The sequence below is a fragment of the Kribbella alba genome (assembly GCF_039529635.1).
In the GTDB taxonomy this organism is placed as follows: Bacteria; Actinomycetota; Actinomycetes; order Propionibacteriales; family Kribbellaceae; genus Kribbella; species Kribbella alba.
The window spans coordinates 230,756-255,787 of the sequence record NZ_BAAANE010000006.1 but is presented as its reverse complement, the minus strand read 5'-3'; the positions used below and the strand labels follow the sequence as shown (position 1 = coordinate 255,787).

The 25,032-nt window shown below is 68.1% G+C and carries 20 protein-coding genes; 10 read left to right on the top strand and 10 right to left on the bottom strand.

Annotated features, from left to right (window positions below; genetic code table 11):
* Positions 1-199: 199 nt before the first annotated feature.
* Positions 200-427, bottom strand: coding sequence for a hypothetical protein (locus tag ABD210_RS18030; protein WP_344112768.1), 228 nt, complete (start codon positions 425-427; stop codon positions 200-202).
* A 481-nt stretch (positions 428-908) separates the two neighbouring features.
* Positions 909-2,186, bottom strand: a complete 1,278-nt coding sequence (locus tag ABD210_RS18025; RefSeq protein WP_344112767.1) for an alpha/beta fold hydrolase — start codon at positions 2,184-2,186, stop codon at positions 909-911.
* An 88-nt stretch (positions 2,187-2,274) separates the two neighbouring features.
* Here ABD210_RS18025 and ABD210_RS18020 point away from each other — a divergent pair, with 88 nt between their 5' ends.
* Positions 2,275-3,141: an exodeoxyribonuclease III gene (locus ABD210_RS18020; RefSeq protein ID WP_344112765.1), complete on the top strand. Its 867-nt coding sequence runs from the start codon at positions 2,275-2,277 to the stop codon at positions 3,139-3,141.
* 20 nt (positions 3,142-3,161) lie between these two features.
* Here ABD210_RS18020 and ABD210_RS18015 read toward each other — a convergent pair whose 3' ends face one another.
* Complete coding sequence (locus ABD210_RS18015; RefSeq protein WP_344112764.1) at positions 3,162-3,662, bottom strand: mycothiol transferase; 501 nt, start codon at positions 3,660-3,662, stop codon at positions 3,162-3,164.
* Between the two features lie 135 nt (positions 3,663-3,797).
* Between ABD210_RS18015 and ABD210_RS18010 the strand changes: the two genes are divergently transcribed.
* From ABD210_RS18010 to ABD210_RS18000, 3 genes are all read left to right on the top strand, one after another.
* Positions 3,798-4,829, top strand: a complete 1,032-nt coding sequence (locus ABD210_RS18010) for an aldo/keto reductase (RefSeq protein ID WP_344112762.1) — start codon at positions 3,798-3,800, stop codon at positions 4,827-4,829.
* Positions 4,830-5,005: 176 nt separating this feature from the next.
* Entirely contained in the window at positions 5,006-6,535 is a 1,530-nt protein-coding gene (locus ABD210_RS18005; protein WP_344112761.1) for a phospholipase C, read from the top strand.
* Between the two features lie 93 nt (positions 6,536-6,628).
* A complete protein-coding gene (locus ABD210_RS18000) occupies positions 6,629-7,411 on the top strand; it encodes a DUF5995 family protein (RefSeq protein WP_344112760.1) in 783 nt (260 codons plus the stop codon).
* Here ABD210_RS18000 and ABD210_RS17995 read toward each other — a convergent pair.
* Both ABD210_RS17995 and ABD210_RS17990 read right to left on the bottom strand, forming a co-directional pair.
* Entirely contained in the window at positions 7,408-7,992 is a 585-nt protein-coding gene (locus ABD210_RS17995; RefSeq protein ID WP_344112758.1) for a hypothetical protein, read from the bottom strand. The two genes, ABD210_RS18000 and ABD210_RS17995, sit on opposite strands and share 4 nt — an antisense overlap.
* A gap of 10 nt (positions 7,993-8,002) precedes the next feature.
* Complete coding sequence (locus tag ABD210_RS17990; RefSeq protein WP_344112757.1) at positions 8,003-8,707, bottom strand: M50 family metallopeptidase; 705 nt, start codon at positions 8,705-8,707, stop codon at positions 8,003-8,005.
* A 1,092-nt stretch (positions 8,708-9,799) separates the two neighbouring features.
* On the opposite strand from ABD210_RS17990, the gene ABD210_RS17985 reads away from it, so the two are divergent.
* Complete coding sequence (locus ABD210_RS17985; protein ID WP_344112756.1) at positions 9,800-11,818, top strand: S41 family peptidase; 2,019 nt, start codon at positions 9,800-9,802, stop codon at positions 11,816-11,818.
* Positions 11,819-11,875: 57 nt separating this feature from the next.
* Complete coding sequence (locus ABD210_RS17980) at positions 11,876-12,802, top strand: neutral zinc metallopeptidase (protein WP_344112755.1); 927 nt, start codon at positions 11,876-11,878, stop codon at positions 12,800-12,802.
* A gap of 112 nt (positions 12,803-12,914) precedes the next feature.
* Here the strand turns inward: ABD210_RS17980 and ABD210_RS17975 are convergent, their stop codons facing one another.
* The 3 genes from ABD210_RS17975 to ABD210_RS17965 form a co-directional block, all read right to left on the bottom strand.
* Positions 12,915-15,074 carry a bifunctional SulP family inorganic anion transporter/carbonic anhydrase gene (locus ABD210_RS17975; protein ID WP_344112754.1) on the bottom strand — a complete coding sequence of 720 codons (2,160 nt, stop codon included), beginning with the start codon at positions 15,072-15,074 and terminating at the stop codon, positions 12,915-12,917.
* Positions 15,075-15,620: 546 nt separating this feature from the next.
* A complete protein-coding gene (locus ABD210_RS17970) occupies positions 15,621-16,829 on the bottom strand; it encodes a mandelate racemase/muconate lactonizing enzyme family protein (protein ID WP_344112752.1) in 1,209 nt (402 codons plus the stop codon).
* A gap of 68 nt (positions 16,830-16,897) precedes the next feature.
* Entirely contained in the window at positions 16,898-17,908 is a 1,011-nt protein-coding gene (locus ABD210_RS17965) for a zinc-binding dehydrogenase (RefSeq protein WP_344112750.1), read from the bottom strand.
* 91 nt (positions 17,909-17,999) lie between these two features.
* On the opposite strand from ABD210_RS17965, the gene ABD210_RS17960 reads away from it, so the two are divergent.
* Together ABD210_RS17960 and ABD210_RS17955 are read left to right on the top strand one after the other, a co-directional pair.
* A complete protein-coding gene (locus ABD210_RS17960; protein WP_344112749.1) occupies positions 18,000-18,380 on the top strand; it encodes a winged helix-turn-helix transcriptional regulator in 381 nt (126 codons plus the stop codon).
* A gap of 68 nt (positions 18,381-18,448) precedes the next feature.
* On the top strand, positions 18,449-19,222 hold the full coding sequence (locus ABD210_RS17955; protein ID WP_344112747.1) for an SDR family NAD(P)-dependent oxidoreductase: 774 nt from the start codon (positions 18,449-18,451) through the stop codon (positions 19,220-19,222).
* Between the two features lie 167 nt (positions 19,223-19,389).
* Here ABD210_RS17955 and ABD210_RS17950 read toward each other — a convergent pair whose 3' ends face one another.
* Positions 19,390-20,148: a DUF427 domain-containing protein gene (locus ABD210_RS17950; RefSeq protein ID WP_344112745.1), complete on the bottom strand. Its 759-nt coding sequence runs from the start codon at positions 20,146-20,148 to the stop codon at positions 19,390-19,392.
* A 61-nt stretch (positions 20,149-20,209) separates the two neighbouring features.
* Positions 20,210-22,408 (bottom strand): fibronectin type III domain-containing protein, encoded by a 2,199-nt coding sequence (locus tag ABD210_RS17945; protein ID WP_344112744.1) that lies wholly within the window; start codon positions 22,406-22,408, stop codon positions 20,210-20,212.
* Positions 22,409-22,639: 231 nt separating this feature from the next.
* On the opposite strand from ABD210_RS17945, the gene ABD210_RS17940 reads away from it, so the two are divergent.
* Complete coding sequence (locus ABD210_RS17940; RefSeq protein WP_344112743.1) at positions 22,640-24,205, top strand: lysyl oxidase family protein; 1,566 nt, start codon at positions 22,640-22,642, stop codon at positions 24,203-24,205.
* 102 nt (positions 24,206-24,307) lie between these two features.
* The gene (locus ABD210_RS17935; RefSeq protein WP_344112741.1) at positions 24,308-25,030 is read left to right on the top strand and encodes an SRPBCC family protein; all 723 of its coding nucleotides are present in this window, start codon (positions 24,308-24,310) and stop codon (positions 25,028-25,030) included.
* The last annotated feature ends 2 nt before the right edge of the window (positions 25,031-25,032 follow it).

The window sequence follows — 25,032 nt, the reverse complement described above, 5'->3', positions numbered from 1 at the left end:
GGCGAGCGGGCAAGCCCGCACGCCCGTCGGAGACCCACCTCGGCCGAAAGCGGTCGCGGACAGCCGTCTAACGGCGGAGCTGGGTGTGGGGCAGAGCACGATGTGAGCTGGCGCCGGCGTGGGGGACCAGGGCCGGTGCGTGGGGGACTGGGCGGGTTGTGGTGTCGGGGAGGGCGGGGGCGGGGTGTGACTGGGAGGGTCAGAGCGTGTGGAGCTTGGCGAAGGGGGCTACGACCCGGAGCAGGTTTCCGCCACCGAAGTCGACGACCACCGCGGTCTCGCCCTCTACTGAATGGATCCGCCCCAGACCTTCCTTGTCGTGGGAGACCCGCTCGCCGACCTCGAAGACCTTGATCGGGTCGGGCACGCGGGCCTTGAAGGGACTCGTGGACAGGTGACGACGCGTCGTCGCGCGATAAGACTCCATCAGAACTCAAGTATGCGTCCTGCCTGGTCGCTCCGGCACGTCAGGACATGTCGATAGCGACCTGTGACCTGACGGACCCGCTCAGCAAGAAGGTTCCGGCGTGGATCTGCACCCTAGAAGCGCGCTTGTGCCGTGCCCGGACTGCCAGCACTCACCAACCTGCGGGTCCTGGTCGCGAGCAGGCCTACGCACGCTCGGCTGGAGGCAATCAGTCGCGGTTGATGAGCGTTGCCGATGCGGGGCTCACGATCCCGCCGAAACTGCGCTGCCCTTGATCAGCACCCGACTCGGTGGCGCGCAGCGGTCATGAAGTGGTGGCCTTGAACACCAACCAGGGCCCGCGGACACGAAATAACGTGTTCAAGGCCTCGACTACCTGTCCCAGGTCCCCACTCTTGGTCAGGGCCGCACACCACCCAGCCCTCCGCGGCGCCCCGCCGAAAGGCATCATCACGAACTACGGCTGTCGCACCCGGCGGCTTCAGGAGACGTCCGCCGGCTGAACGGGTGCAAGGTCGGCGCCCAGTTTGAGGAGGCGATCCAGGACGGAGCCACCCGAGGCGCTTCCGCCGTCGTGTTCCCATTCGTTCGTGATCCAGACGGCGCTGTTGCCGATCCGGTTGGCCGTGTCCAGGGACAGCCCGGCGTCGACGTACATGTCGTCGTGCCAGACAGCCGCGGCCACCGGCACCCGGTTGTCCCGCAGGCGCGCTACGTCGTACAAGGGAGTCCAGGTGTCGGAGGAGGCGAGTAGGGAGGCGGCTTCGGTGAAAGGCTCCAGGCCGCCGAACTCCAGCATCCACGGGTAGATCATCTCGCCGGTGAAAAGCAGCGGCGAGGCGTCCGCGGCGAATTCCACCGGCAGCAAGCGGGAGGCGGCCCAGTCGGTCGGTCGGTTGTCCTGCGCATAAATGCTCTCGTGCAGGACGACATAGAGCGGGGTATCGCCGAAGGCAGTGCGGTTCATCGCCTCGTAGAGGAAGGTCCGGGACAGCTCCTCGCCGTCCCAGGCCTCGTCGAGCATCCAGTGCAGCGTCTGCGCGTAGTCGCCCATGCCCAGTCCGAACCCGAACAGCTGGAACCTCCGCACGGTGAAGCGGTCGCCGTCAGGCAGTCGTACGTCGTCGTCCCGCAGGTGATCCGCGATCCGCCGGACCCGCTCGACGTCCTCGGGGTAGCGCCGGTAGTACGCCTCGTTCTTCGCCCGCACCCGCGGATACGTACGCCGGTACACCTCGTCCGCAGTCGCCTCGAGCCCAGGAAGTCCGCCCATGACGTAGCAGCCGCGCAGACCCTCGGGCGCTTGGGACAAGTACGCCAACGTGATGAAGCCGCCGTAGCTCTGCCCCAGGGTCGCCCACGGTTTGCCCGGACTGACCTGACCACGGATGAGTTCCAGGTCGGCGACGATCGAGTCGGCCCGGAAGTGCCGCAGGTACGACGCCAGTTCGGCCGCGTCGAGGCCGGATGCGGTTCGCGATGTCACCGGCGTACTGCGGCCCGTGCCGCGCTGGTCCACCAGCAGCACCCGGTAGTCCCGCGTGGCGCGCTCCAGCCAACCGTTCGCGCCCGTCGGCCGAGGTGATTTCATGCCGGGCCCGCCCTGCAGGAACACCAGCCAGGGCAGGTCCGAGTCGACCTTGGTCGCGGCGACGGCCTCGCGCGCCATCACCTCGAGGGTGGGCCCGTCCGGCCGCGAGTGATCCAGCGGAACAGTGAAGACGTGATCGGTGACGACGAGTCCTGGGAGTCTGGGCACGCCCGACATTCTGCGGGTCAGTCAGCTGAGCCGCTCCACCAGGGCGGATGGTTCTGCACCCACTGCGTCATCGCCTAACGTAGGTCGGGTGCGAGTAGCTACCTGGAATGTGAACTCGGTGAAGCAGCGGATGCCGCGGTTGCTGGAGTGGCTCGACGAGCGGCAGCCGGACGTCGTGTGCCTGCAGGAGACCAAGCTGGCCGACGACGCCTTCACGGCTCTGCTCGACAAGGAGTTGTCCGGCCGCGGCTACGAAACCGCCCTGTACGGCGAGGTGCAGTGGAACGGCGTCGCGATTCTGTCCAAGGTCGGCCTGGAAGACGTTGTGACGGGTATCGCGGGCGCGCCTGGTTTCCCGAACCCGGAGGCGCGGGCAGTCGCCGCGACCTGCGGCGGGATCCGCGTCCACTCGCTGTACGTGCCGAACGGCAGGACGCCGGACTCCGATCACTACCGCTACAAGCTCGCGTGGCTTGCCGCCTTGAAGGAGGTGGTCGCCGCGGGAGCCGACGAGGCGATCGTCTGTGGCGACATGAACATCGCGCCGACCGATGCGGACGTGTTCGATCCCGTCGCATACATCGGCCAGACGCACGTGACGCCGCCCGAGCGCCAGGCGCTGGCAGACCTGATGTCCACCGGACTGCATGACGTGGTCCGCGACCGCTGGCCGAACGAGCGCGTGTTCAGCTACTGGGACTATCGGGCCGGCATGTTCCACCAGGACCTCGGCATGCGCATCGACCTGATGCTCGCCTCAGAGCCGGTGGCGGAGCGGGTGAAGGCGGCCTGGGTCGATCGCAAAGCCCGCAAGGGAACCGGGCCCAGCGACCACGCGCCGGTGATCATCGACCTGGACGTCGCGCCCGACGGTGATATCGGTCCGGTCGTCCCGCCTCCCTCCGCGCCGCGCGGCGGCCGCAAGCGCACCACCAAGCTCCCGCAGAACCGCTGACCGCCGCGTCCGCGCCGGGCTCAGCTGAGCAGGCCGCGGACGTAAGCGGCCTGGCCCGCGTGCTGGAGGTCGTCGGACAGGACGCTGGTCAGGCGCACGCCGAGGGTCACCGGCGGTTTCCAGCGCTTGTCGACGATCCGGTCGAGGTCTTCGTCGGACAGACCCTTGAGGTACTCGACCGAGCGCGCGTGCACGGCGTCGTAGTACCCGGTGAGTTGCTCGGCCGGCACCAACACCGCGGCGACGTCCTGGGCGGTGTGCCCGTAGCCGGTGTCAGCGGGGTCGAACGGTAGCCCGAGCCGCTCGTGCCAGCCCTCGGCCGTGTAGACCTGCTCGTAGCCACCCGCGTCGGCCAGGTGGTCGTCCTGGATCCGGGTCAGGTGCCAGATCAACCAGGCGATCGAGTTGCCCTTGCCGTCCGGTCGGGTGCTGAGGGTCTTGTCGTCGAGCCCGTCGACGACGTCGTGCACCACCCCCTGGATCCGCCCGTACGCGTCGATGAGCAGTTCGCTGGTGTTCATCAATTTCCCTTCGTCACGTGGACTTCAGCCACCGTAGCGCGACCGCCGGACAGTTCTCGGACAGGCTCCGTCGACCGCGCCCGGGCGGACTAAGGTGGCAAGCGGCCCCCATTTGTCCTGACCAAGGAGCAAGCTGTGGAATACCGCACTCTGGGCAACAGCGGCACTGTCGTGTCGACGTACGCGCTGGGCACCATGACGTTCGGCAGTGAGACCGACGAGGCCGGCGCGCACGAGCAGCTCGACCGGTACGTCGAGGTCGGCGGCACCCTGATCGACACCGCGGACGTGTACTCGGCCGGCGTGTCCGAGGAGATCATCGGAAGCTGGCTGGCGAAGAGTTCCGCGCGCGACAACGTAGTACTGGCGACGAAGGGCAGATTCCCGACCGGGGAGGGCACGAACGACGTCGGCACGTCGCGCAGGCACCTGCGCCGCGCGCTCGACGCGTCGCTCAGCCGCCTCGGGGTGGACCAGGTCGACCTCTACCAGTTGCACGCGTGGGACCCGATCACGCCCTTGCAGGAGACGCTCAGCTTCCTGGAGGAGGCGGTCCGAGCGGGCAAGATCGTATACGGCGGCGTGTCCAACTTCACCGGGTGGCAACTGCAGAAGGCGTGCGACCTGATCGACAAGCTCGGCTGGTCGCCGCTCGTCACGCTGCAACCTCAGTACAACCTGCTGGTCCGCGAGATCGAGTGGGAGATCGTTCCGGCCGCGCTGGAGAACAGACTCGGCTTGTTGCCGTGGTCGCCGCTCGGCGGTGGCTGGCTGACCGGGAAGTATTCGTTCGAACAGGAGCCGACCGGCGCCACCCGGCTGGGGGAGAACCCCGACCGTGGCGTCGAGGCGTGGTCCCGGCGGAGTCAGAACCAGCGGGTCCGCGACGTGGTCGACGCGGTCCGCTCGATCGCCGAAGCCCGTGGGATCTCGATGGCTCAGGTCGCCCTCGCCTGGCTGGTGGATCGTCCGGCGGTCACCTCGGTGATCCTCGGCGCGCGGACGACGGAGCAGCTGAACGACAACCTCGGCGCGGCTGATCTCCACCTCACCGCGGAGGAGCAGGAGCAGCTCGACCGGGCCAGCGATCCCGGCGCTGCGGACTACCCGTACGGCGGTCCCGGGACAGCCCAGCGCGATCGTCCGATCGCAGGTGGTCGCGGCTGAGTTGCGGCCTTTCTGAGTTCTAGTTGCCCGGTTTCTGTGAAGCGGTTTAGTTGGGCAGCGTTTGCCAGCTGTTCTTTCGGGAACGCTTCGATCCGCCCTGATCGAAGCGGAAGCTGGACGGGCCGCGGCACCCTTCCCCGGGTGCCCGGCTCGTCAGATTCTCGAAGGAGCATGTCGTGTCTGTCCGCAACAAACGCAAGATCCCCCTCGTCGCGGCCCTTGGTGCGCTCGTCCTGGCCGCCGCCACCGTGCCGGCCGTCGCCCAGGGCCAAGGCGGGGCGTCGGCGACGACCACGCCGATCAAGCACCTGGTGGTGATCTTCCAGGAGAACGTGTCGTTCGACCACTACTTCGCGACGTACCCGAACGCGGCCAACCCCGGCGGCGAACCACGCTTCGCCGCCGCGGCCGGGACGCCGACGGTCAACGGGCTGAACACCCCGCTCGCGGCGCCGAACAACCCGAACTCGGCCCAGCCGTTCCGGCTCGGCCGCAACCAGGCCCAGACCTGCGACCAGGACCACAGCTACACCAACGAGCAGAAGGCGGTGAACTCCGGCCTGATGGACAAGGTCGTCGAGACCGTCGGCCGCGGTGCCGGCACCTGCGCGGACTACGGCCACGGGATGGGCCTGGTGATGGGCTATTACGACGGCAACACCGTCACCGGCCTGTGGAACTACGCGCAGCACTTCGCGATGAGCGACAACTCGTTCAACACCACCTTCGGTCCCTCGTCGCCAGGTGCGGTGAACCTGATCTCGGGTCAGACGCACGGCTTCAGCGCGGACGGGAACGCAGTACCGGCTGCCAGCGGAACCATGATCGGCGACCCGCAGCCGGCCGGCGACAAGTGCAACAGCCGGGACAGTTCGACGGTGACCGATCCCAAGAACAAGAACATCGGTGACCTGCTGAACGCCAAGGGTGTGAGCTGGGGCTGGTTCCAGGGCGGCTTCGCTGACTGCACGGCGACTCACAAGGACGTCGGCGGCGTGAGCAGCGTCGACTACATCCCGCACCACGAGCCCTTCCAGTTCTACAAGAGCACGCAGAACCTGCAGCACGTCCGCCCGGCCTCGGTCTCGGAGGTCGGCCACAACGGCCCGGCCAACCACCAGTACGACCTGACTGACTTCTGGTCGTCGGTTGACCACGGCAGCATGCCCGCGGTCAGCTACCTGAAGGCGGCCGCGTACCAGGACGGCCACGCCGGCTACTCGACCCCGCTCGACGAGCAGCAGTTCGTGGTCGACACCATCAACAAGCTGCAGAAGACCAAGGACTGGAAGGACACCGCTGTCGTCATCGCGTACGACGACAGCGACGGCTGGTACGACCACCAGGTCGGCCCGATCGTGAACCAGTCGAACGACCCCGCGCACGACGGCCTGACCGACGGCAAGACCTGCGGCACCAACCCGGCCCGGGTGGCCGGCGGCTACCAGGACCGCTGCGGGTACGGTCCGCGCCTGCCGCTGCTGGTCGTCTCGCCGTACGCCAAGTCGAACTTCGTCGACCACACCACGACTGACCAGGCCTCGGTGCTCAAGTTCGTCGAGGACAACTGGAAGACCGGACCGATCGGCAACTACTCGTTCGACGAGAAGGCCGGCAGCCTGAACAACCTGTTCGACTTCAGCAAGCACGGCAAGTCGAGCACGCTCTTCCTGGACCCGGCCTCGGGTCAGCCCACCAAGAACTGACAGCTCGGTCCGAACCCCTTGCCTACAAGGGGTTCGGGCCGTCCGCTGTCGACGCGCGGCCCCGCCCGGCAGATTCCGGAGTACGGTGCCGCTATGGGGTCAGAAGATGGCACCCCGCCGAGCGCGGGTGTCGCTCACGTCGTCCAGCGGATGCAGCGGCGTCTGGACGCGCTGCCAACTGAGCTGGCCCGTCGACGGGTCTTCCTCGGCACCTACCTGCGCACTACCCAGGCAGTCGGCGCTGCGATCGACCGCGCCGGATTCGAGGATCCGGGCTGGGTCGACGCCTGGGACGTGGCCTTCGCCGAGCTGTACCTGACTGCGCTCGACAACGATCTGGCAGGCGAGCCGGTGTCGAGGCCGTGGCGGTTGGCTTTCGACGCGCCCGCCGAGCTGCCGCCGCTGCGGCATGTGTTGCTGGGTATCAATGCGCACGTGAACTACGACTTGCCGCAGGCCCTGCTGGCGGTGATCAGCGACGATGACTTCGGCGATTCCACCTTGATGGACCGGCGTCGCCGCGACCACGAGCTGATCGACGGCGTACTGGCGTCACGCGTCGGCGCCGAGGACGACCAGCTGACCGCGTCCGGCGCCAAGAACCTGCTGGACCGGGTCCTCACCCCGCTGAACCGGCTCGCGTCCCAGCGTTTCCTCCGCGAGTCCCGCCAGAAGGTCTGGCACAACACCGCCGAACTGCAGCGCGCCCGCGCTGCCGGACCGCAGGCGTACGCCGTGCGGTTGGCTGAGCTCGAGCTGCTCACCGCAGCCAAGATCGTCGACCTGCTCCAACCGGGCCAGGTTCTCCTCCGGCTGGCGGTCGCCGGCTTCGGGGTGACGCTGCCTCCTCCCGCCTCGCCGCTGTCCGCGCACTAGCCACCAATTGCCTTGCGCAGGGCGGCGTACGACGACACGAGAGCGCGCCGCTCGTGGACAAGCAACGGATCGTCGAGGTTGCATCCCTCGGCAACCCACCGGTCGGAGAGGTCCATCGCCTCCACCCGGCTGCGCGCGGCCGGTCGTACTGCGTCCGAGTCGGCGCCGTAAACATAGGAATAGAGCTCGACCAAGGCGGCCTCGAGCTGAGTCTCGGTGACGCCGTCGTCGTGCTGATGGGCACGGTGGATCCGCCACCACTCGACCTCCAACCGAGCCGCCTCGGCTGGATCGATGAGGATCTCGCTGGTGTCGGAGACCAACTCGTAGAAGCGCCGCATGTACGCGCGCGCTCCGTCAGGCTGGTTGTCGGGGAAAGGCGCCCAGAGCTGGTTGGCCTTGAGCACGTACCAGGCTCCCGCGATCGTCCGGCGCGCCCCCATGCCGAAGCCGGCCGCGACCAGCCCGACCGACGCGACCAGGAACCTGCGCCAGTCCCGCCGGTAATAGGCGACCCAGGCATCCGTCTCGCGGTTCCCCATCACCACCGGGTCGAAGGACCGCGGTCCTCTCTTCCCCACCCTGCTGATGCTAGCCGGGTAAGACCCCGGACCACACCACTCCGAGGGCAAGGCAGGCCAGCGTGATCAGGCCGAAGAACGTCACCCACAGCAGAGCCGGTACGCCGGTCAGCCGGCGGAGCTGATCCGCATCGGAGCTCCGGCCGCCGCCTCCACGGCGGGAGCGCTGCAGCTCGAGAACCGCCCGCGGCGCGGACAGCAGCAGGAACCAGGTCAGCAGATGGGCGAAGGCCGACTGCACCTGGGGCGATCCCCACCACGACACCGCGAATACCACGGTGCCGAAGGCAACCACGGACCAGAGCCCGAAGAGGTTCCTGATCTGAAGCAGCAGGACCACCAGCGCGAGCAGCAGCCCCCAGAGCAGCCCGACGGCGTACCCACGACTCAGGACGAACGCCGCGGCGAGCCCGAACAACGCAGGCCCGGGATAACCGGCCAGCAACACCGCGATCATCCCCGGCCCGGTCGGATGCCCGCGCGACACCGTCACTCCGGAAGTATCCGAGTGAAGCCGGATCCCTGCCAGCTTCCTGCCCACCAACGCGGCGATCAGCCCGTGCGCCCCTTCATGCGCGATCGTCACGACTTGCCTCGTTTGCCGCCAGACGGGCCGCCATGCGATCAACAGCAACGCGACCACACCAGTCCCGATGATCACCCGCACCGACGGATCAGGCTGCGCGGTGGTGATGTTGTGCCAGACCTCACTCATCACCCCATCCTTACAGGCGATCGGTACTACGCCCCGCCCGCACCTCCTCCGTCGACGCTTCTTGCCGGGCTCGGCGCTCCTCCATCCCACCAGTCGAGGCGAGGCATCAACGCCTACGCGGGTGTGGTTCCGCGTTCTCGCTGCGTGATGGTGCTAGTCGAGGTGGCGCAGGTAAAGAGCGGCCTCGGCGTCCCCTTCGAACAAGTTCGACTCTTGACCCGCCCCACCCCGACGGAGTTCTGACACGCCGCACTTCCCGGTTCGACCAGCCGAGTTGGAGCGACTTCCCGGCCCGACCCGCCGGTTTGTTGGCGACTACCCGGGTCGACGCGCCGCGTTGGATTCACTCCCCGGCCCGACCCGCCGGTTTGTTGGCGACTACCCGGCGGGTCCGCCCGGGTAGTCGGGTCGCGGCTGGCGGGTCGACCCGGGAAGTGGAGGAAGTGGGTGACTCGGCCAGTGCCGGGAAGTCGCGGACGTGGGTGGCAGTCCCCGGGCTGCGGGACGGGACCGCGATGGGGCACCCCCGCTGGCGGCTTTTCGCCCGCCGGCGCCTTTGTGGGCCGCTAAGTGCCGGGCATCGGGTGAGGTTGGGGACTCGGCCGGGTGAGCGACTTCGGGCATTGGCCGGGTTTGCCGTACCGAGCGGCCACCGGGTCGCGTCTTCTGCACGGCACGCCCATTTCGCGGCCGGGGAAACGGTTGAGTGGTGCATAAGTCGCCGATTCCGCGCCAGAGGCGGGGGCGAACGGGTCGCCCGCAGCTGAGGCAGATCGGCCACCCGGCTGTGTCGTCACACATCTGGGCGACTCCGTGGACGCCAACCCCCGGCGCCTACAACCGCATCGAATCACGCGCGCCTACAACCCGGAACCGATCACCCGCGCCTGCAAATCCCCGTGCAGCCCCAACGCGCCCACAATCGCGACAACCGCCTGCGCCTTCACCGCGCGGAACGACCTGCACTCGATCCCAGCCGACGGAGGACGCCGAATCCGCGGGTGAGGAGCACCGACGGTTGACATCGTCGCGGGGGCGGCGGACGGTGGAGGAACCGCGGCCCGGGGGAGGGGCCGCCTCGTTGGGGGAGCCATGTCACAGCCTCGCAAGACCGCCAGCAACCAGACCACGACTAAGACCCGAACCAGCAAGAAGACCGTTGCCAGCAAGGCTTCGGCGGCGAAGAAGGCGGCATCGAGGAGCACGGCCGCGTCGGCAGAGCAAGCCGCAGCGATCCCGTTGCCGCAGTTCCTCGCCGCCGCTGGCACGCTGACGCTCGGACAGCGGAAGTTGCTCATCGATCAAGCATTGCTGTTGCTCGAGCAGAACTACGTGCACCTGCCGCTCAAGGTCGCCATGCACGCCGTGAACCCGCTGCAGCGGCTCCGCGTGATGCGTGCGCGGACGGAACGTCAGACCACCGACACGATGGAAGCCGAGTGGATGTTCCACCGGCAGATGTCGAGCATCTTCCACTCGGTCCGCGACCTGCACACCAACTACCTGCTGCCCGCGCCGTTCGCCGGCAAGATCGCGTTCCTCCCGTTCATGATCGAGAAGTGCACCGACACTGACGGCGAGCACTACCTGATCACTCGCGTGGTCACCGGGTACTCCGCGCCGCAGTTCGGTCCCGGCGCCGAGGTGACGCACTGGAACGGCACTCCGATCGCCCGAGCGGTCGCGCTGAACGGCGCCCAGTTCGCCGGCAGCAACGAGGCCGCGAACCTGGCCCGCGGACTGGAGTCCCTGACGCTGCGGCCGCTGGTGATCCAGTCGCCGCCGGACGAGGACTGGGTGAGCTTGAGCTACCTCGGGCTGGACGGGTCGGCCCAGGAGTTGCGCGAGCAGTGGAAGGTGACGGCCAACCTTCCGCCGATGACGGACCTCGATGCGCTCACCCCGGCCTCCGCCGCGATGGGCCTCGACCTGGACTCGGACGAGAAGGCCCGGGCCAAGAAGGCGCTCTACGTCCAGGAAGTGGTCTCGCTCGAAGGTGGCGAAACGTCCGCCGAGCTGGCAGAGCCGGTCGCTGTCAGCGGCGCCGACGTGGCGACCACGATGCCGGGCGTCTTCCGGGCCCGCCAGGTCGTCACCTCGCACGGCACCTTCGGCCAGCTGCGGATCTTCACCTTCAGCGTGAACGACCCGGTCGCCTTCCGGGACGAGTTCGTCCGGCTGGCCGCGGCGCTGCCGCAGAACGGCCTGATCGTGGACGTCCGCGACAACGGCGGCGGCCACATCTTCGCCAGCGAGTTCACCTTGCAGACGATGACGCCGCGCCGGATCTCACCGGAACCTGTCCAGTTCATCAGTACGCCGCTCAACCTCCGCCTCTGCCGGCGCCACAAGGACAACCCCTCGGGCATCGACCTCGGTCCCTGGCTCGACTCGCTCGACCTGGCCACCGAGACGGGCGCCGCGTACTCCGCGGCGAAGCCGATCACTCCGGAGGACGGTGCGAACGAGATCGGTCAGACGTACTACGGGCCCGTCGTGCTCATCACCGACGCCCGGGTCTACTCGGCGACGGACATCTTCGCCGCCGGGTTCGCGGACCACGAGATCGGGATGATCCTCGGCGTCGACGACAACACCGGCGCGGGTGGCGCGAACGTCTGGACCCACGGCCTGCTCGCCACCCTGCTGAACGAACCGCCGCCACCCGACCCGACCTCGCCGTACGTGGCACTCCCGAACGGGGCGAACATGCGGGTCGCGATCCGGCGTACGTTGCGGGTCGGCGAACTGTCCGGTACTCCGGTCGAGGACCTCGGCATCCGGCCGGATGCCGTCCACAAGATGACCCGGGCCGACCTCCTGTCGAGCAACGTGGACCTGCTCGACGCCGCTGGTGAGTTGCTCGCCTCGATGCCGAACCGGCGGTTGAGTGTCACCAGGACACTCGCCGGTACGACGCTGACGGTCGGGCTGGACGTGGACGGGATCGACCGGGTGGATCTGTACCTTGACGACCGGCCGATCAGCTCTGAAGACCTCGGCGACGACCCGGTCAGCATCGACATCCTCGACGTGAGCGCGGGGCAACTGCTCCGGGCGGACGGGTATGCCGAGGGAGTCCTGGTCGCATCCAGGCGGTTGCTCGTCTGATTGCAGGTTGATGTCAGCCGGCGATCGGCGCTCGCCCACTGGGTTAAGGTCTGCTCCGTGGATCGGACCCGGGGCAGCAGGCTGATCGCCGGCGGCATCGCCTTGGTTGCCTTCGGCATCCTCGCGACAGTCGCCATCGGCTGGGATCGTGGCAGCGTCGAGGCGACCGGAAAGGTCGACCCGGCGATGGTGGCCGCCTCGGAAGCCGCGAAGGCGAGAGCGGCGATCCCGACAGCGGCTCCCACGCCGACCGGCGATCCGACGGAACTGCCGTCCGCGCCGCCGCAGCCGCAGGTGGTCACCAAGAACCCGATCTACCGGGTAGGACGCCTGACGGCCTCGCGCTGCCAGGAGCCGGAGTACGAGCCGACCTCGGTCGCCAACGTTCGTGCCTACTACGCCGAGTTCGTCGCCTGCCTGGACAAGGCCTGGGCGCCGGCGATCCGCAAGGCCGGCTTCAACTTCGTCTCACCCAAGCTCGTGGTGTCGGCGGGGCAATCTCCGTCGTCGCCCTGCGACTCACTGGACAGCGTGGCGTACTACTGCGACGGCGCCATCTACATGAACGCCTCCGTCGACATCAAGGAATACCAGCGGTACGACCAGGCGCTGACGCTGGCCTATATGGCGTTCACGATCGGCCATGAATACGGGCATCACGTGCAGGAGCTGACCGGGATTGTCGCGGCGAGGTTCCAGCGGCGCAGCACCATCAACGGCGTCGCGGCGACGCTGGAGGAGAGCCGTCGGCTGGAGTTGCAGGCTTCGTGCCTGAGCGGCGTGTACTTCGGTGCCGACAGAGACTGGCTCCTGGCCGGGGCGGACTGGCTCAACAACTTCGAGTACGTGGTCGGGAACTCTGAGGACCGAGAGCGAGACCACGGCAGCCGTGCGAACCACACCTACTGGTCGAATGCCGGCTTCGACGCGGCCGACCCCGCAGCCTGCAACACCTACACCGCCGGATCAGCCCTCGTCTCCTGATTCCTCGGGCAGACGGACTGGTCGCGATCGCGCTCGCAGTACCGCTGCTGATCAGCTTCCGGAGTGGGCGGGTGCGCCGGGACAGCACACCCGCCCTGCTGGTCCCCGTGGATCAGCGGTCGGTCGCGGTGCCGGCTGTAGCCAGTTCCTCGTCGGCGCGGACCAGGTAGGGCTCGCGTTCGAGCACCAGCCGGGCCGCAGCCGCGCCGATGTCGAACCAGAGCCCGACCAGTTCGAGCCGGCCTTCCTCCTCGGCCTTGCGAACGCAGGCGAAGCTGCGCAGATTCTCCAGTTGCACTGCCACATTGGTGACGGACAACTTGTCGGCAGTCGACAGCTTCGCCCCGCTGACCGGGTCCACGATGTCCGGCCGCGCGAGGGAGCGGCGTACGGACGGTTCGAGGTGACGGAGCCAGCTCTGCAGAGCCGAACCCTCCGAAGGTGCGTTGTCGAGGGCCGCGTTGGCGGCACCGCAGTGCGAGTGACCGCAGACCACGATCGAGGCCACACCGAGCACCTCGACCGCATACTCGACCGTCGCAGCGACCGAATTGCTGTTCGACCCGTACGGCGGGACGAGGTTGCCCACGTTCCGGACGCAGAACTGGTCGCCCGGCCCGCTGGTGGTGATGAGGTTCGGCACGATCCGCGAGTCGGCGCAGGTGATGAACAACTGCGTCGGGCGCTGTCCGTCGGCCGCCAGCTTCGCCATCATCGGCCGGATCGGTTCGGCCGACGCCTCGAACTCGCGGATCCCGTCCAGCATCGAGACCCGCTGGTCCGGCTCGGGCACCAGTTGGTCCTGTTGCCACGGATGCAGCCAGCGCGCTCGGGCGGAATCATCGCGCAGGGCGGCCCGGAACGCGGCCCGGTTGAGCTCGACCGAACCACCGCGCGCGAGGTGACCGCGTCGCCAGTCCTCGATCGCCTCGTACGCCGCGTGGTCGAGGTGGTCGACCCGAAGATCCAGCCGGACCACGGTGCCGGACGGGATCGCGCGGAGCGTGCGGACCAGGGAGGCCACGCCCAGGAAGACGAGCGTGCCGCGGATCCGCACGGTCCAGATGCCGCCCTGCTCGGTTGCGGTGACGGTTGCCCGGGCCAGGCGGTAGAGCACCCGGCCGAGCGCGAGCGCCAGCCCTGCCAGAACCCCCTCGGCCAGACCGAGGACGGCGACGCCGGCGGCTGTCACGACGTACACGAGGAGCTCGTCGTGGCGTCTCAGCGTGCGGATGTGAGCCAGCTGAACCAGGCGAAGGCCGGTGACGAGCAGGACGCCGGCCAGTGCGGCCATCGGGATGAGCTCGAGCATCGCGCCGGCGGCCAGGACGAACAGCGCTATCCAGACGCCGTGCAGGATCGCCGAGGCCCGGGTGCGGGCGCCTGCGGCGACATTGGTGGAGCTACGGACGATGACTCCGGTGACAGGCATCCCGCCGAGGGCCCCCGAGATCGCGTTGGCCGCGCCCTGGCCGATCAGCTCGCGATCGAGATTGCTGCGCTTGCCCCGGTGAAGCTTGTCCACGGCAACGGCCGAGAGCAACGACTCCACGCTCGCGACCAGCGCGACGGTCAGCACAGCTGTGGCGATCTCCAGTGCGCCGCCTCGCGGCATGACGGGGAGAACCAACTCCTGCAGGGGCGAGTTCGGCAGGTCGACCCGGGTGACGTCCACCATGAACAGCGCGGCCAGTGCGGTGACGGCGACCACCGCGACCAGCGGCGCCGGAATGATATTTGCCTTCGGCAACCGTGGCCAGCTGAGCAGGATGATGACGGTCAGTACGCCGACCAGCACCGAGCCGGCATGATGCGCCAGCAGTTGCTCGGGGAGTCCGGCCAGGTTGGCGAGCAGAGAGCTCTGCGCGCGGCCGCCCAGCACCACCTGGAGCTGCTGGACCGCGATGGTGACGCCGATCCCAGCCAGCATGCCGTGCACGACAGCGGGGGACAGCGACAGGGCGAGCCTGCCGATCCGGGTGACGCCCAGCAGGATCTGCAGGAAGCCGGCCGCGCAGGTGATCGCGGCGGTGGCTGCCCAGCCGTACTGGCTGACCAGTCCGGCGACAACGACAGTGAGGCCTGCGGCTGGACCGCTGACCTGCAACGGGGATCCGCCGAGCGCACCGGCGACAATGCCGCCGACGACCGCGGCGACGAGCCCGGCGATGAGCGGGGCTCCGGATGCCGCGGCGATCCCCAAAGACAGCGGGACCGCGATCAGGAAGACCACCAGCGAGGCCGGCAGGTCATGGCGAAGAAGGACCCTCAACGAGACGTGCTCGGATGAGGGTGGGGAGTGGGAGGGTGACTGTGAGGGTGTCTGTGAGGTTGTCATGGTCGGCACGGGTCCTCCGGCGTCGGTGCTGACAGCAACTGAACGTCGAAACAAAGAGTGTCGATCTGATTACTCATCGTACCGGCCCGATCAAGGCCACGACGACCACTAATTCAAACTCGTTGCCCTGGGCGCCAACCGGGATGAGCGTCGGCGCTCCGGCGCTCACGAACCCGCCGAAACCCACACCGCCCTTGATCAGCACCCCGACTCGGTGGCCCGCAGCGGTCCGGAAGTGGGGACCTTGAACACCAAACAGGGTCCGCGGACACGAAATAACGTGTTCAGGGCCCCCACTACCTGTCCCAGGCCCCCACTCTTGGTCAGGGCCACACCCCACCCAGCCCTCCGCGGCCCCCTGCCGAAAGGCATCATCACCCGCGTTCGCGCCGCCATCACCCGCACCAGGCGAGGCACCACCGTCCGCGCCACCGTCATCACGAACTACGGCGGTCGTACTGGTTGCCGACCGCACCCGAGTTAGTTGCCGAGGGCGCCGGAGACCATCCGCTCCACCTGATCGCCCTCGGCCAGCCCTTCCAGCAGCTTGACCCCATGGCCCGGCGCCGCGGTCGCGCCGACCCGGCCGTCGACGATCTCCGGCAGCCCTTCGACCAGTTCGGCGTACCAGGTGCGGAGGAAGGCCCGGACCGTTTCCTGGATCAGGCCGTTCGGAACCGCCTGGGTCAGGTGGATACAGGCGGCCAGAGTCGCGGGTCCAGTGCAGTCGTGCGGTGCCACCGGTACGCCGTACGTGTCGGCGAGGCTGGCAATCTTGCGAGCCTCGGTCAGTCCGCCCGTCCACTGGACGTCGACCGTCACCACGTCGACCGCGCCGCGTTCGAGCAGCGGCAGGAATCCGCGCCGCCCGACGACAGTCTCACCCGTCGCGATCGGCACGTCGACATCGCGGGCCAGAGCGGCGAGTGCGTCGACGGCGTCCGGGCGGATCGGATCCTCAACCCAGTAAGGGCGATAGGGCTCAAGCGCCTGCAGGATCGTGGTCGCGCCACGGCGGTTCCACAGCCCGTGCAGCTCGACCATCAGCGCCATCTCGAAGCCGACCTCGGCCCGGATCGCCTCGATCACCCCGAGCCCGCGGGCGAGTTCGGCCGCGGAGATGTCGGTACCGTTCGTCGCCTCGGCCGCTTGGTCGAACGGCCACACCTTCATGCCCCGGATGCCTTCGTCCCACAGTTCGCGAGCGAGCGCCGCCGGGCGGTTGAGGAAGGCGTCGAGGTCGTCCCAGCGCTCCGGCCCGCCGACCGGAACGCCCCAGTTGTCGGACCGCTGCCGCGTGGTTCGGCTGATGTAGCCGGGACCGGCGCAGGTGTTGTAGGTCGGCAGCGACTCGCGAACCGGTCCACCGAACAAGGCGACCAGCGGAAGTCCCGCCTCCTGCCCGACCAGGTCCCACAAAGCGAGATCCACTGCTCCGTTGCCCCGCGTCTCGACTCCGGCGCCGGCGTAGCCCGTGTACGACGACAACGTGCGGGCGACGGCCTCGGGCGTCGGGTTCTCGGTGGTCAGCAGGATGTCGGCGACGGACTCGTGCAGGTAGGACTCGACCGTCCGGCCGCCGAAGAACGCCTCGCCCAGCCCGATCCGGCCGTCATCCGCATGCAGTCGCACGAACAACAGGTTCGGTTGAATCCGGGGCCGGATGGTCTCGACCGCGGTGATCCTCATCCAGCGTCCTCCCAGTCGGCTGACCCCATCTTGTCAACCATCGGTGCGAAGGGCACCCGCGGGCGTGGTCAGTGTCGAGGTACTCGCGGACCCCGGCGATCAGGCCGTGCCTCGACGGAGTGGGTCACGACCGTTCTCGGATCGGTGCTGCTCACCGGTGCTGTCTCCTTCCGGATGCTGAGGACGGCGTTCCCGCGGATGCGCCGGTCCCGCAGGTCTTCGAGTACTTCGGTCGTGGCGGACCAGTCGTCGATCCGGCCGAGTTCGGGGTGTAGGCGTCCTGTGTCGACCAGCCGGACGAGGGTCGCGAGATCGGGTCCGTCCGCGGGCTCGGAGTCGTAGTGGAAGTGCTGGATCTGCGCCGAGTCGGGTCCGGCGAAGAAGTCGAAGAAGTCGATCCGGGGCGCCTGCCGGCTTGCCTGGCCGAACCAGATCAGCGTGCCGCCCGGCCTGACCTTGGACAGCGCGATCGGCAAGCTCGTCCCGCCCACCGATTCCAGTACGAGGTCGAACGGCCCGCGCGCGTCCGCAACGTCGTGCACGAGGGTTTCGGCACCCAGTTCGAGCAGCCGCTCGCCGCGTGCCGGCGACGACACGACGCTCGTGATCGAAGCACCGGCCGCGGCCGCGAGTTCGGTGAAGTAGTGCCCGACGCCGCCCGATGCTCCCGTCAGCAAGATCCGCCGGCCGAGGACGCTGCCGGCCGTGCGCATCAACCTGAGCGCGGTCAGCCCGGCCAGGGGAAGCGCCGCTGCTTGCTCGATCGAAACCGAATCAGGCAGTACTGCGACTTGCTCGACGCGGGCGACGGCGCGTTCGGCCCAGCCCGAGTGCGGCAGATGGGCGACCACCCGAGCTCCTATCGGCGGGCCGGAACCATCCGCGGCGGCCCTCAGCACCCGTCCGGCGATGTCCTTGCCCGGGCGCCAGCCGTCGCGCGGCAGCTCCAACTGGAACGTCTCGCCGCGGTTGACCGAGTAGGCGCCGACCTCGATCACAAGTTCGTGAGCGGCGGGCTCAACCTCCTCGATGTCGGTCACCTCGATCTTGCCGAGCCCGGCTGGTAAGACTGCCTTCACCGTTTCGCTCCTGTCACTAGACTCGGCAAGGACGCTACGGACCAGGCCGTGGCGGGCGGAAGACGGCACTTTCTACTGCTATAGGCACCGAATGGATACCGACCAGGTCAGCGGCAGGTGGGACGCCAACAAGGGCGCCTGCCCGACCCGTCAGGTGCTCGGCCGCATCGGCGACACCTGGACGATGCTGATCATCAGCACGCTCGAACGCGAGGGCACGCTGCGGTCGGGCCAGTTGAAGGCGAGCATCGAGGGCATCACCCAGAAGATGCTTACGCAGACCTTGCGGCACCTGGAGCGCGACGGAGTGGTCCGGCGTGAGGTGATTCCTACGGTGCCGACCACCGTCACCTATACGCTGACGCCGCTCGGCCAGAGCCTGGGGGCGGCCGTCGCGACCATGCGCACCTGGGCGTACGACCACATGGACGAGATCGTTGCCGCACGCAATGACTACGACACCCGCGACTGAGCCGCACCATACTGAGCCGCACCAGACTGAGCCGCACCAGACTGAAGCTGGGAACGAGGAGAGACAGAGTGGATCTGCAACTGTCCGGACGGACTGCCGTCGTCACCGGGGCGAGCAAAGGAATCGGCCTCGCGTGCGTCGAGGCGCTGGCCCGGGAGGGCGCCAAGGTGATCGGTATCTCCCGCGATCCCGCGAACCTCGCAGCCGCACAGCAGGCACTCGCCGACCAAGGGTTGACGTTCGAGGTCGAGGCCGTCGACCTCACCGATCCCGAGGCGTCCGCGGCGGCCTTCGACCGGATCGGCGCGATCGACGTCCTGATCAACTGCGCGGGCGCGGCCCGGCGGACGCCGCCGGCCGAGCTGGACAGCAAGGCGTTGCACGCGGCGATGGAAGCCAAGTACTTCACCTATATGCATGCGACCGAGGCTGTCATCCGCGGCATGGCGGAGCGCGGCGGCGGTGCGATCGTGAACGTGGTCGGCCAGGGCGGGCGGGCGGCGAACCCGCTGCACATCGGCGGCGGCGCGGCAAACGCGGCGCTGATGCTGGCGTCCGTCGGTTATGCGAAGGCGTACGCCGATCGCGGCGTCCGGGTGAACGTCATCAACCCCGGCATGACGCGCACCAGCCGCGTGGACGAGGGACTCGAGGCCGCCGTCCGGGCCACCGGCCGCCCGAAGGAGGAACTGCTGGCCGAGCAGGTCGCCGAGATTCCGATGGGCCGCGCGGGCGAACCCGCCGAGGTCGCCGACGTCGCCGTCTTCCTCGCCTCGCCCCGAGCCGGCTACGTCACGGGAGCGATCATCACCATGGACGGTGCGGTCACCTCGGCGATCTAGTCACGAAGCGGCGACCTTGAACACCAAACAGGGACCGCGGACACGAAATAACGTGTTCAAGGTCCCCACTACCTGTCCCAGGTCCCCACTCTTGGTCAAGGCCGCACCCCACCCAGCCCTCCGCGGCCCCCTGGCGAAAGGCATCATCACGAACTACGGCTGTCGTACTAGCTGGGATGGTGGCTCAGGTCCAGTCCGGGGTCGGAGAACGGGGTGTGGGGCCGGGGGATGAACTGACCGTCGATGCTCAGGTCGGTCTTCTCGTTGAAGAAGGCGACGTGGCCGGCGACCGGCAGCAGCGCAGCGGTAGGGAAGTCGTAGGACCAGGCCAGGTCGGGCCGGTTGCCGATCGACCAGTAGGCGCTCGTGATGCCCTTGTATGGACACGCGGTCTGGGTGTCGCTCGGCGTCAGGTGCGCGAAGTTCACCGCGGTACGGGGAAAGTAGTACCTCGGCGGCAGCCCGGTCTCGAACACCATCACCGTCGAGCGGGAGTCCGCCAGCACGGCACCGTCGAGCGCGACCTGCACGTGGCGGGACGACTTGACCGCGTCGACCCGGCTGTAGGGATTCCGCGGGTGGACGAATACCTCCTCGTCCTCCTCGAACCAGCTGTCCAGCGCATCCCAGTCGAACCGCACCCGCCCCGCGACCAGCCCCTCGTCGTACACGCGCGCCTTGCCTTTGCCGACCGTGTGGACCCGGGCGGTGCCACGATCGTGCTCCTCGATCTCGCCGGTGTCGAAGAGCACATCGTCGACCACATCAGCCAGCGGTACGTAGTACTGGGGATACGGCGGCCATTCCCACAGGTAGCTCGCCCGGGTGGTGTCCAGGATGACCTTCCCGTCCAGGGTGCCGCGGATCCTCCGCGGGACGGGTTCGGTGTGGTCGACCGGGACGAGGGGCTGCGGGTAGTTGCTCATGCGACCAGTAAAGGACGCGGGGCCGACCCCAAGGAAGGGCCGGCCCCGCGCAGGTCGTGGATCAGACGGTGATCCAGTCGATGTCGGCGATGTAACCGGTGGGGTTGCTCACCTTGATGGAGTTGGCCCCGGCGGCCAGCTTCATCGGCAGGTAGACGACCTGCGGTGTACCCCAGTCGTTGTCACCCAGACCGTGGTAGTTCACCCAGTAGCTGTCGGCGTTGTTGACTGTCAGCATGCTCTGGCGGCTGGTGTCGCCATCGGTGTAGGCGATCTTGACCAGGTACGTGCCGGCGGTCGGCACGGTGATGTTGTTCAGGGTCACCGTCGCGTCACCACCGATGTTGCCGACCTTGGCGCCACCGGAGCAGAGGGTGCAGCCCGAGACGCCTGCGTTACCGGTCAGCGTGCTCGTCGACGCCTCCGCCTCGTAGCGGACGGGACCGCCCGACTTCGAGGTGAGCATGTCGACCGGTGCGCTCGTTTCAGACGTCTTGCTGCCACTGACAGCCTTGACCTCGAACTTGTATTGCGTCTGCGGCAGCAGGCCGTTCACCACGACACTGGTCGTCGTGCTCGTCGCCACCTGCTTGCCGTTCGCGTAGACCTTGTAGGAGGTCGCGCCGGTGCTGGGACGCCAGGCGAGCGACACCGTCGTACGGCTGACGTCGGTCGCGTGGACGTTGGCCGGCTTGCCCGGCGAGACCACCGTGTTGGGGGTGATCTTGTACAGCTTCGACCCGTGCGCGGGTAGCGCGGCGCTGACCTGGCCGCTCACGTTACGGGTGTTCTGGCCGGCCCAGATGTCGCGGACCGTGGCCTTGCCCGTGATGCCCAGCTGGTCGAAGCTGCCGGTCACCGTGGCCGGGGTTTCGGCCAGGTTGAACAGGGCGACCGTCACGCTGCCGTCGGCGTTCTTGGCATACCAGGTCTGCTGCAGCTGGTCCTGGTTCAGCGGCCGGGCGGGGTTGCCGGACTGGTTGATCGCGATGACCTCGCGGTTGGTGAGCAGCTTCAGGCCGTACGGGTCCAGTTTGGTCAGGTCGTCACCGGCGAACAGCGGCGCCGCGTTGATCGCCCAGAACGTCATGTAGCTCTGCCGCTCGGCCTCCGTGAGGCCGTCCATCGCGCCGACGCCGACGTTGACGGCGTCGAGGTTGTTCCAGTGGCCTGGTCCGGCGTCGTCGATCCACTGCGGCAGGTCCCACCAGCGCGCCTTCACCGAGCTGTCCCAGCGGACGATGGTGTCGCAGTAGCACTCCACGTCGGTGTCGATCCGCCAGCCGTTGGAGTTGGCCTTCCAGGTGTCGGCGTACCGGTGGCTGAGCGACCAGGACAGGATGTACTGCATCGGGCGGCCGGAGTTCTGCACCGCACGCCACCAGGACTCGACGTCCTCGGTGTTGTTGTGGTTCGGGTCGTCCGGGGCGCCCTTCCAGGAGCCGGGGCCGACGCCGTCCATCTTGATGAAGTCGACACCCCAGTCGGCGAACAGCTTCGCGATCGAGTCCGCGTACTTCTGCGCGCAGGGGCTGGCGTAGTTGATCTTGTACGACATGTCCCAGCCGTTGGTCGTCCGCAGGTCCGGGTAGACGATGTCACGGGTGAAGCAACCCGGCGCGTCGTAGATCGGGGTGTTCCCGTCCCGGTAGGCGTCCATGCCGAGACCGACCACGGTGTAGATGCCGAACTTCAGCCCGAGCTTGTGGATGTCGTCGCCGAGCGGCGTCATGCCGCGCGGGAAGCGATGGGTGTTGGCGATCGGTCGGCCGTACTCGTCGGCGCCGTTCTGCCAGCCCGCGTCCACGTTGATGTACTCGTAGCCGTACGGCTTCAGCTTGGTGGCGAGGGCGTTCGCCTGGGTCAGGATGTTCTTCTCATTGATGAAGCTGCCGCCGCCTTCCAGGTTGTAGCCCGGATAGTTGGTGGACTGCAGACTCCAGCTGCTCCAGCCCATGTACGGCTTGGCGGCGACCTGGGGGTACTTGGCCGGCACCGGCATCTTCGCCAGTGGGGCTTCGATCGGGGTTTTGCCCTGGAAGCCGGAGTCCGGCTTCACCAGCGTCGGCTTGGGTCCTGGCTGGATACCGGCGGCCTGGACGCCGGCGCCGGGCTGGCTGGCGCTGGCAGGTGCGATCGAAGCCGCCGCCGACACCAGGGCGATAGCGGCTACGGCGGCGATCCCCGCGCGGCGCCTGCCGCCTCCGGGTAGTCGGCGTACCGGGTCCGCGGCGGGCGCGGTACCAGAGGGGACTGACATGTGTTCCTCCGTCTCGTCCGAGATCGGGGGGAGCGGGCGGTGCTCACCCCCGGCCGGCGCCCACGACCAACGACTGGGTAAGACGGCCCGGGCGGCGGACGCTGCCGAGCCTAGGGGTGATTAATTTACGCCGTCAAGTAACAAGCGCTCCTAACTGTCTGTAACGCAACTGCCATTCAACTGAGATCAACCGAAAGGGCCCGGCGACGGTCGTACTCCGGTGAGGGACTCGTGACCCGTGAGGCGGGTCAGCCCGAACGCGAGGGGTGGATCATCAACAATTCCAAGAGAATCGGTCGTACCGCGATCGCCATGACCGGAGCCGCCGCACTGGTGGCACTGGCCGCCGGCGCCGCCGGTGCCGCGGCATCCACGACCACGACGACAGCTGCCGAACCGGCTCTGAAGCTGGCTGCCGGCAGCACCGACGTGACGCTGTACCGGGTTCCGGACTACGGCGTCGACCTGGACCTCGGCACCCACCTGGTGGCCGGGAGGAAGCCCATCGAGGTGCGCGCCACGCGCAAGTCGTACGGCGATCCGATCGTGGCCTATCAGGTCGTCAACGCCCGATCGAAGGCGTTGCCGAAGGGCGCCGTGACGGACTTCGCCGGGCTCGGGAAGTTCTTGCACGTCACCATCACCGACTCGACCGGCAAGAAGGTGGCCGAGAAGGACCAGGCGGTCTGCCTGAACGGGGAGGGCTCTCGGACCCGGCCGGACGCGCCGGACACCTCGCCGTACCCGGACGGCTGCAGCGCGAACCCGTTCACCCTCGGTGCGGTCTGGGGTCTGCAGGCCGGGTGGTCGGCCAGCACGTTCACCTACGCCTGGGACGGTGGCAGTGCACCCGTCGACCTGCCGGTCGGCAAGTACAAGGTCAAGGTCAGCATCAACAAGCTCTACCGCGACTTCTTCAAGCTCGGGTCAGCCGGCACGAGCCTGTCGTTGAACGCCACGGTGACCGATGTCGACCAGTGCGGCCCACACGGCGTCCGCGGGTGTGTCGCGGCCAGGTTCGCGAAGAGCACCGAGGTTGCCAAGACGAGCGTGGCGCCGACTCCCAACGCGAAGCGGCCGACTGGCAAGGCGAGCGTGCCGAACGGTCCGAAGCCGGACCTGCGCCCGCTCCCGGCCTGGGGGATCAGCGTCGCCCCGGGAGAGGACGGTAACGCGGGTCGCGACTACCTCCAGTTCGCCGCGAACGTGTGGAACGCGGGTCCGTCCAACCTGGTGCTTGACGGGTTCCGCCAGCCCGGCAAGGACCTGATGGACGCGTACCAGTACTTCTACGACGCGAACGGCAAGCAGGTCGGCTACCAGAAGACCGGCACGATGGAATGGGATCCCCGCGACGGCCACACCCACTGGCACTTCACAGACTTCGCTCGCTACAGCCTGCTCGGCAGCAACCAGTCCGAGGTGGTCCGTAGTCAGAAGGAAGCCTTCTGCCTGGCCGCGACCGACTCGATCGACTACACGGTGAAGAACGCCAACTGGCACCCACAGAACACCGATCTGCACACCGCCTGCGGTGACCACGGCTCGCTGTCGGTCCGTGAGGTGCTGGACGTCGGTTCGGGTGACACCTACACCCAGACGCTGCCGGGTCAGTCCTTCGACGTGACCGACCTGAAGAACGGCACGTACTACGTGCAGGTGGTCGCCAACCCGGCGAACCGCCTGTTCGAGTCCAACACGAGGAACAACGTGTCGCTGCGCAAGGTCGTCCTCGGCGGCACCCTGCACCACCGCACGGTCAAGGTCCCGCCGGTCGGCCTGATCGACGCCCCCTGACCGGGTCTCGCGCCCCCGGCCCCCAACCCGGGGGCGCGAGCCCTTTCACCGTCTCTGACAGGACGTAGGTTGTCGGTGAGAACTCCTGTCAGGAGGCGCACGATGAGTGAGGAACGACGGATCGAGGTCGAGGTCCCTCTGGAGGGGACTCCCGAGCAGGTGTGGGACGCGATCACCACGGTCGAGGGAATGACCGCCTGGTTCGCGCCGATGAACCCCGCGCCGGACGAGAACGGCATCTCGGCCGACGGGGTGGTGACCCGGTGGGAGCCGGGCCACGGATACGCAGTACAGGCCGGCGAGAGCTCGTATGAGTACCTGATCGAGGCGGTCGACGGTGGTTCGGCCGTCCTGCGCTTCGCCCAGACGGGTTTCCAGAGTGATGACTGGGAAGCGGAGTACGAGGTGACCGCGCGTGGCTGGGACTTCTACTTCCACACGCTCGAGGTCTACCTGTCCGAGTTCAGGGGACAGCCGGCTACGTACGTCGTTGCCGAGGGTCCACAGTGGTCGAACACGGCCGAGGCCTGGGGCAAGCTCCTCGAGGTACTCGGCGCCTCGGCTGTCGGCGACACCGTCGAGTTGGACCTCTACGGTGTCGGCCCCGTGACGGGCGAGGTCGACTACCTGGGACCGAGTCAGCTCGGCATTCGGACCGACCAGGCGCTGCTGCGCTTCCACGGTCGCCACTTGCTCGGCATGTCCGTTGCCCTGGGCCACCACTACTACCAGCGCGGGCGCCGGGCGCGACCAGTCAGTGCCGAGGACGCCAGACGTCTGGAGGACGCCTGGCAGTCCTGGCTCACCGAGGTGTTCTTGGTCTGACG